Raw genomic sequence first — 7,403 nt, forward strand, 5'->3', positions numbered from 1 at the left:
TGATCATAGTAATGAATGAGCAATGACACCATTAGCTTTGTAGGTCATACACGAGTGCTTGGATATCTTGCGCTGCTTGCTGTAGTCGAGGTACATGAGTCAGTAGCTCGTCGAGCGATACGCGTATCGTCGGTGCATGCAGGTACAATGAGGCCAGATAGCGCGACTTCTTATCTAATATAGGCACGGCCACCGCCACCATCTCAGAGATAAACTCCTCGTTGTCAATACCAATGCCAGTGGTAGCGATACGATCGAGCTCGGCATTCAAGGCATCAATATCAGTGATGGTGTTTTTGGTGAATTTGTCTAATGGTAGACCTTGCAGTATTTTGTTGCGACTGGTGGTAGACAATTGACTCAAATACAATTTACCAGTTGCCGTACACCACATAGGCGACTTTGCTCCTACAGGGAGGTATATCTGTAATGGCAAGGTCGTTTGTGCGCGATTGGTGTAGATCATGTTCATATGATAAGGAACGCCGATACCGCAAGTTTCTTTAAGCTCATCAACCAGTTTTTGCAAAATCATCTGGCGCTCATTAAAGAATAATCGCTGCTGCCAAAGCTCAACGCTCAGATTGCGAACTCGTTTACCAGGAACAATACCGCCACCGATATCAACGGTCAAAAAACCATCATCGACCAAATTCTGAATCAAACGGTGTATGGTTGGCTTAGGAATATCCAACTCTTGCGATAATTCAAGTGGAGAGAGAGGTTTAGAAGCATATGACACGGCTTCTATGATCTCTAACACACGGGTAATCGAGGATACTTTAGGCATATAAAGGGCTCAGTAGTAGTAAAAGGGGTGAGGCCGACGAGACTATAACGTTTTCACAATGAAGACAAATAGTAATAAATCTGCATTCCCACAGTAGATCTATATCTACGTCTAATTTAGCACAATATCAAGCTGAGACAAGGTTTAGTAACACTATATAAGAACATTTGTATTGTTAGCTTCCATATTTACAATATTTTCTAAGCGCAACAGTAGATACGTCAACTCACACATTGCAACATTCTGTAGTAATAAGCTATACAACTGGTGTTGAGTCGAGTCGCTTACTCAGACATTATGATGAAACATTTTGTAATACCCTCACATGAACATTAAGCGGATCAATATTCATGTCTACACTGATTAATTGCTTTGAGAGGGTTTTGTAACAGGAATTCAAAGTTTTGCAGGTTGGTGTAGTAATTATTACAGTAACTATGCAATCTTTACATAACGGCAAATAAAAAGCGCATCCTTGGGGGTGACTTTTTGAGTCAAAATTGTTTTAATCTCTTCAACAAAATGGTGGTTTAAAAGAGAGCAAAATCATCATTTTTTACGGGCGAGTTACTTTACACTTTAGGAGAATAATTATGAAACTTATTAAACTTACAGCTATCTCTGCTGCTGTTCTAGCATCAACTGCTGCATTAGCAGCTGATCCAGTTATCGTTGTTGATGACAACGATGCGGTAGTATACGAAGCTGAGCCAGTGGCTGTTGCCTATCAAGCAGAACCTGCTTACGCATATAACTCTGATGCTGGTATCGTACGCAATACTACTGGTGCTGTAGTTGGTGGTACTAAAACTTTCTTCCAAACAGCTGTTAACCCAGCATCTGTTAGTGCTGAAGTTGGTTCTTTGGGTTATGGTGCTAACATTGCTTGGGCAATGAATGACAAAACTGAATTACAAGCTGGTTGGGCGGGTGGCGATGTTGCTGACTTGTTCGGTGGTGATTTTGATGCAAACGACATTAACTATGATGTTGATACGGATTTCAGCAACCCATACCTAGGCGTTCAGTACCGTCCTGCAGCCAACTGGTTTACAATGGGCGCTGGTATCATTGTTCCTGATAACGATATCGATGTAAGAGCTAATGCTGAAGGCGACGGTTATTACAGCATCGATGGCAACAAATATTATGCTGGCACGGCAACTGCAGAGCAACTTCTTGAAGACGATTTTGGTGGCCAAAATGTAGGTAACCTAGAAGGCTCTTTAGAACATCGCAATAAACTAGCCCCTTACTTAACTGTTGGCTTCCGCCCTAATATCACAAATAACTTCGGTGTATTTGGTGAAGTTGGTGCAGCATACTTGGGTAAAGTAGACGCAGATGTCCGCTATACTGGTGAAGGTGGTAACACTGTCGCAGCAAATCAAGCTGCTCGTGATGCAGAAAATGATTTAGAAGATAAAAACTGGCTAGAGTGGATGCCAATCGTTAAACTCGGTGCAACTTACCGTTTCTAATCTGATCACAGTGTAAATACTGTCATCAGAAGAGAACAAAAAAAACGACCCTTTTTAGGGTCGTTTTTTTATGTCTAGAAGAAAGTGAAGATAACAAATACGAGAGCATTGCCAGATATGATTAAAAAGCGACTACTGTTTGATCTACTTGCAGTACAGCAATTTGGTAATTGGATTGATCGTTAGTATGACTGATAGTAATAAGGTCTTTATTTATATCATCAGTCAAGGTAGGAATGACATCAGAGTAATCTATACCTAAACCTTGTGCCAAAGTGTACTGATGGACCTTTATAAAACTTTCTTTGATTTGCCATAGTAACTTTGCAATATAATTACGCTGATTTTTTGGTAGTGTCTGTAAGATAGTAATTTCATTATCTGAATAAAAACGCTTGACGATATTCCAAGCAACATTATTGTGCTCGATGTCGATGCCAGCAGGGCGACGACGACTGATGACTGCTGCTATTTTGCTGTATGAAATAGCAGCGATGTTTTGATTGGATTTTTTATTGAATTCATTTTTGTTATGAGCGGCTGTATGGCTAAAACAGACGTAATACTTGCTTTGGCGAAGGCGATAGGGAAAGCTCGACTCATCTAAGGTATCATTGATTTCTAGCTTATTAAGTAGCGCTTGTAGTAACTGTCTCACACCTTGGCGCTGCTCTTGGCGGTGCCTGCGAGCGATACTGCGTTTTGATCTTGGTTTTTGTACTGCATGATAATGCCATTCGAAATGACGAAGCTCAGTAAAGACTATATGTGATGATGGATATGCTGATAACCAGTATGAGTCGTTCCACAAGTTGCTAATTCCTACAGGACTGGATAAATCATTTACTTGAGCAGTCACGCACCAAGTTTCATGATTGAGCTGAGTAAGTTGGACATTGGTAAGATGTAGGACTGGCATCATAATAAGCGATCATCAAAGGTTTCAATTAAAAATGTAAAGTTTCTAGAAATACAACTCAATTAAAAATAGATAGTTTACATAGGTGTCTTAGATATTTATATCTTACTTAGCCCAATAGAATGTAAAAAGCCCAGTAATATAACATTACTGGGCTTTTTTAAGGCAAATGATTTTTTAATGACTCTTAGTAAGACAGCTCAGCACGGCGGTTTTGTGCATAAGCATCTTCGGTGTTGCCAGCCGCTGCAGGACGTTCTTCACCATAGCTAATGACACGGATGTTGTTGGCGGCGACACCCTGAGCAGCAAGATAATTACGTGCTGCTTGGGCACGGCGCTCACCGAGTGCCATATTGTATTCACGGCTACCGCGCTCATCAGTATGACCTGCGATAACGACACCAGCTGCTGGGTTTGAGTTTAATAGGCTCACGTGTTGGTTAAGGACACTCGCCGCTTGCGCAGTGATTTCGCTGCTATCAAAAGCAAAGTAGACAACCGCTTGTAAGTTTTCAGCACCAGTAATGACAGCGGCTGAGTTATCAACGATGACGGCACCATTATAGCCAACTTGACCACCTGGAATACCTAGCGGCGCGACTACAACCTCTGAGGTAGCACGTTTAGTCGCACAACCTGTAGTGAGTGCAACGGCGCTTGATAGTACAGCTAAAACAGCGATCTTAGAAAAACTGATTGACATGACGAGCTCCTAAAATTTTAATTAAATTTATTTTTTAAACTGCTTACGATAAAACTCAGGCAATCTTTAGCCATCATATACTAACTGTTAATTTATGTAAGTATTTTTACTGTAAATAACGATAGATAGATATGTAACGTATCACCAACGGTGTTTGCCCCAGTTTTCAGGATTGGCCCAGTAATCAGCATTGAGCCAATTCGGTAGCTGTTTATAATCATATAAATTGAACTGCCAAAGCGTCGCTGATACAGTGGAAGAGGTTATGGATTCAATATCACTAATATCTAAAGAGGGCTCACTTAAGATATCAAATGGTGTAAACCCGTAAGGTTTCAAATCGATTGAACTATCAAGGGCAACCAGCAAGTGTGCTGCATAGAGATCACGATAACGCATGAGTGCAGGAATGTATTGATGTAACAGGTCTTGCGAGAGGGTAGGTAGCCAAAAGCAAGCAAGCTCGTAACGTTCAAGTACATGCTGTTTAGCAAGCTCTGGTAAAGTAGAGACGTGCCATGCTTGAGCTGATACGTTATTATCATCTTTAACATTCGTATCTCTAATATGTGTACTTTTCTTTAGCTGTGTTTGCAGAGTTGATAATTCTGTTTTGTCGTGTGCTACCCATAACAGCTCAGTAGTATCATCAGTCTGTCCAGCCATCGTTTGTGCTTGTTTATCAAGTGAGCTATCAAGCGAAGGCATGAGAGCATCAACATACTCTATCAGTAAAGGTAACGTAATCTTTGAGTATTTGGCAGTGTGTGTTGTCATATAATAAGCCGTTTATGAAAGGTGAGTTATTAATGTGCCTATTAAATCATTTTCATCGGCATTATCCAATTGATAACGTGAGCCAATTGTTGATTTAATCATTTATATAGAGGCTTATTAACACGCATGAGTGTATACGAGGAGATGTATATGAAGGATAAACTCAGTTATCTCGATGCCCATACTTGAAATATAAGGATTTAGGTCAATCTACCTATAAGCAAAAAGTCATATATAACATGCGCCCGTTGTAACTTTAAGCATTATGAACGTTGCTATAAAGACGAAAGCTATAATGCGAGTAGCAAAACAATAACACTCATAACATATCATCAATAATAATAGGAAATCATATGTCTACTGCTGAAACCGATGCTCAGATTATCAATCCTGAAATGCCAGATGTACCACCCAATACACCGAGTAAAATCAATCTAAAGGATTACCAAAAACCAAGTTTTGACGTTGAAACGGTTCATTTGGATATCAAACTGTTTGAGGATTATGCGCAGGTAAATAGTACGCTTGAGATGGTACGCCAAACCGCAGGGGATATTGTCTTATTTGGCGAGTCGTTAGAGCTGCTGTCTATTATCATGAATGATAAAGCGTTAACAGCTGAGCACTACCAGCAAGAAGATGGCAAGCTGACGATTTATGAAGCACCTGATGAGGTTACCTTAGACATTCAGGTACGTATTTGTCCGCAAACCAACACCGCGCTTGAAGGTCTATACATGGCAGGCAGTGGTGACGACACGATGTTTGTGACTCAGTGCGAGCCAGAAGGATTTCGCAAGATTACTTTTTATCCTGATCGTCCTGATGTACTCGCGATATTTACCACTCGACTGGAAGCCGATAAGCGCTATCCGACGCTATTGGCCAATGGTAATTTAGTTGAAGCAGGCGAGGTCGCTGATACGCCAGAGCGTCATTATGCGATTTGGCAGGATCCAACCAACAAGCCAAGCTATCTGTTTGCTTGTGTTATTGCTGATTTGGATGTGTTGACAGACTCTTATATGACCAGCGAAGGTCGAGAAGTATTACTTGAGGTTTACGCAAAATCTGCTGATATCGATAAATGTGATGTCGGTATGCAAGCCTTAAAAGACGCCATGAAGTGGGATGAGGTCAATTACGGCCGAGCCTATGATTTAGATCGCTATATGATTGTGGCGGTCAGTCAGTTTAATATGGGTGCAATGGAGAATAAGGGCCTTAATATCTTTAACACTGCTTGCGTATTATCTAGCCCTGAGACCACTACTGATGCGCGCAGTTTTAGCGTAAAAGCCATTATTGCTCACGAATATTTCCATAATTGGACAGGTAACCGTATCACGTGCCGTGATTGGTTTCAGCTGTGTTTAAAAGAAGGTTTTACGGTCTACCGTGATCAGTCGTTTTCAGCAGATCAGCAATCAAGTGCGGTACAGCGTATCGATGACGTAGCGACACTACGCGCGCATCAGTTTGCAGAGGATGCAGGCCCATTAGCGCATCCAGTGCGCCCTGAGAGCTTTGTTGAGATTAATAACTTTTATACGACAACTGTCTATGAGAAAGGTGCTGAAATTGTACGTATGATTGCCAACACGTTAGGGCCGGATGATTTTCGCAAAGGAACAGACGAGTACTTCCGTCGTTATGATGGACAAGCGGTAACGGTTGAAGACTTTTTATCAGCACTCAGTATCACTGATGACAAAATCGAGAACTTTATCGACTGGTATCGTCAGCCAGGTACGCCAGTGGTATCGGGCTCTCAAGCTTATGATAGTGCAGCGCAGACACTAACGATTACCTTGAATCAGCAAACACGTCATGTGAAAGGTTTTGATGCACCAAAACCATTGCCGATACCCGTAGCAACGGCATTGTTTGATAAAGATTCTGGCAGTATTGTCGCTGAGCATATGTTATTGCTTGACAAGGCGACGCAAACGTTTGTATTTGAAAATGTCACAAGTGAGCCTGTCGTGTCTTTACTGCGTGATTTTAGTGCGCCAGTACAGCTCAACTATGACTACCAAGATGCAGACTTAGCATTTTTGCTCAAGTATGAAACCAATGGGTTTAACCGCTGGCAAGTCACCCAAATGCTGGTAAACCGTATTTTACTGCAAAGCCAAGGCGCGAAGAGCAGTCCTGATGTGTATTTAGAGGCATTGGCACAGACGTTGCCCGTTTTAGCAGCTGATGATGCGATGCTGGCCGCACGTTTACTTGATATTCCATCAGCGCAAGAGCTGGCTTCTGCCATTCCTCAAGACTACGATCCGGTACTAGTGAAAGAGCAGCGCGATGGGCTATATCAGCAAGTGGCAGATAGATTAAAAGATCAGTGGGCTACGTTATACAATGATCTGCCAATGCAATCATATGAAGACAGTGCTGAAGCTCGAGGCATTCGTGCGCTGCGTAATGTGGTGCTTGATATGGCACTGACTGCTAACGTTGAAGGTGCAGCCGACTGGGCACAACAGCAATATGATAATGCTAGCTGTATGACAGAGCGTTTTGGTGCGTTGAAGGCGATGGTTAACCATCAATTAGTAGATGCAGATAAGTACTTATCGGACTTCTACGAGCGTTTCCAAGCAAATGATCTGGTGATTGATTTGTGGTTCAGTGTCCAAGCTGCCGCTGATGATGTGACACCTAATGTTATCAAGTCGTTAATTGCGCATACCGATTTTGATTGGAATACCCCTAATCGTGTCC

The 7,403-nt window shown here is 41.8% G+C and carries 6 protein-coding genes; 2 read left to right on the forward strand and 4 right to left on the reverse strand.

Annotated elements, in window-relative coordinates:
* Window positions 1–31: 31 nt before the first annotated feature.
* Complete coding sequence (locus I3255_RS11745) at window positions 32–790, reverse strand: IclR family transcriptional regulator (protein ID WP_201598611.1); 759 nt, start codon at window positions 788–790, stop codon at window positions 32–34.
* A gap of 593 nt (window positions 791–1,383) precedes the next feature.
* On the opposite strand from I3255_RS11745, the gene I3255_RS11750 reads away from it, so the two are divergent.
* Window positions 1,384–2,271 carry a hypothetical protein gene (locus I3255_RS11750; RefSeq protein ID WP_238038982.1) on the forward strand — a complete coding sequence of 296 codons (888 nt, stop codon included), beginning with the start codon at window positions 1,384–1,386 and terminating at the stop codon, window positions 2,269–2,271.
* 121 nt (window positions 2,272–2,392) lie between these two features.
* Here the strand turns inward: I3255_RS11750 and I3255_RS11755 are convergent, their stop codons facing one another.
* The 3 genes from I3255_RS11755 to I3255_RS11765 form a co-directional block, all read right to left on the reverse strand.
* Window positions 2,393–3,193, reverse strand: a complete 801-nt coding sequence (locus I3255_RS11755; protein WP_238038983.1) for a 4'-phosphopantetheinyl transferase superfamily protein — start codon at window positions 3,191–3,193, stop codon at window positions 2,393–2,395.
* Between the two features lie 184 nt (window positions 3,194–3,377).
* The gene (pal, locus tag I3255_RS11760; protein ID WP_093069940.1) at window positions 3,378–3,896 is read right to left on the reverse strand and encodes a peptidoglycan-associated lipoprotein Pal; all 519 of its coding nucleotides are present in this window, start codon (window positions 3,894–3,896) and stop codon (window positions 3,378–3,380) included.
* Window positions 3,897–4,037: 141 nt separating this feature from the next.
* Window positions 4,038–4,673, reverse strand: coding sequence for a DUF6231 family protein (locus tag I3255_RS11765; RefSeq protein WP_238038984.1), 636 nt, complete (start codon window positions 4,671–4,673; stop codon window positions 4,038–4,040).
* 395 nt (window positions 4,674–5,068) lie between these two features.
* Between I3255_RS11765 and pepN the strand changes: the two genes are divergently transcribed.
* Window positions 5,069–7,403 (forward strand): aminopeptidase N (pepN, locus tag I3255_RS11770; protein ID WP_238038988.1); only part of this gene is annotated, 2,335 nt, incomplete at its 3' end.

Source organism: Psychrobacter sp. Ps6 (assembly GCF_022129235.1).
Classification (GTDB): Bacteria; Pseudomonadota; Gammaproteobacteria; order Pseudomonadales; family Moraxellaceae; genus Psychrobacter.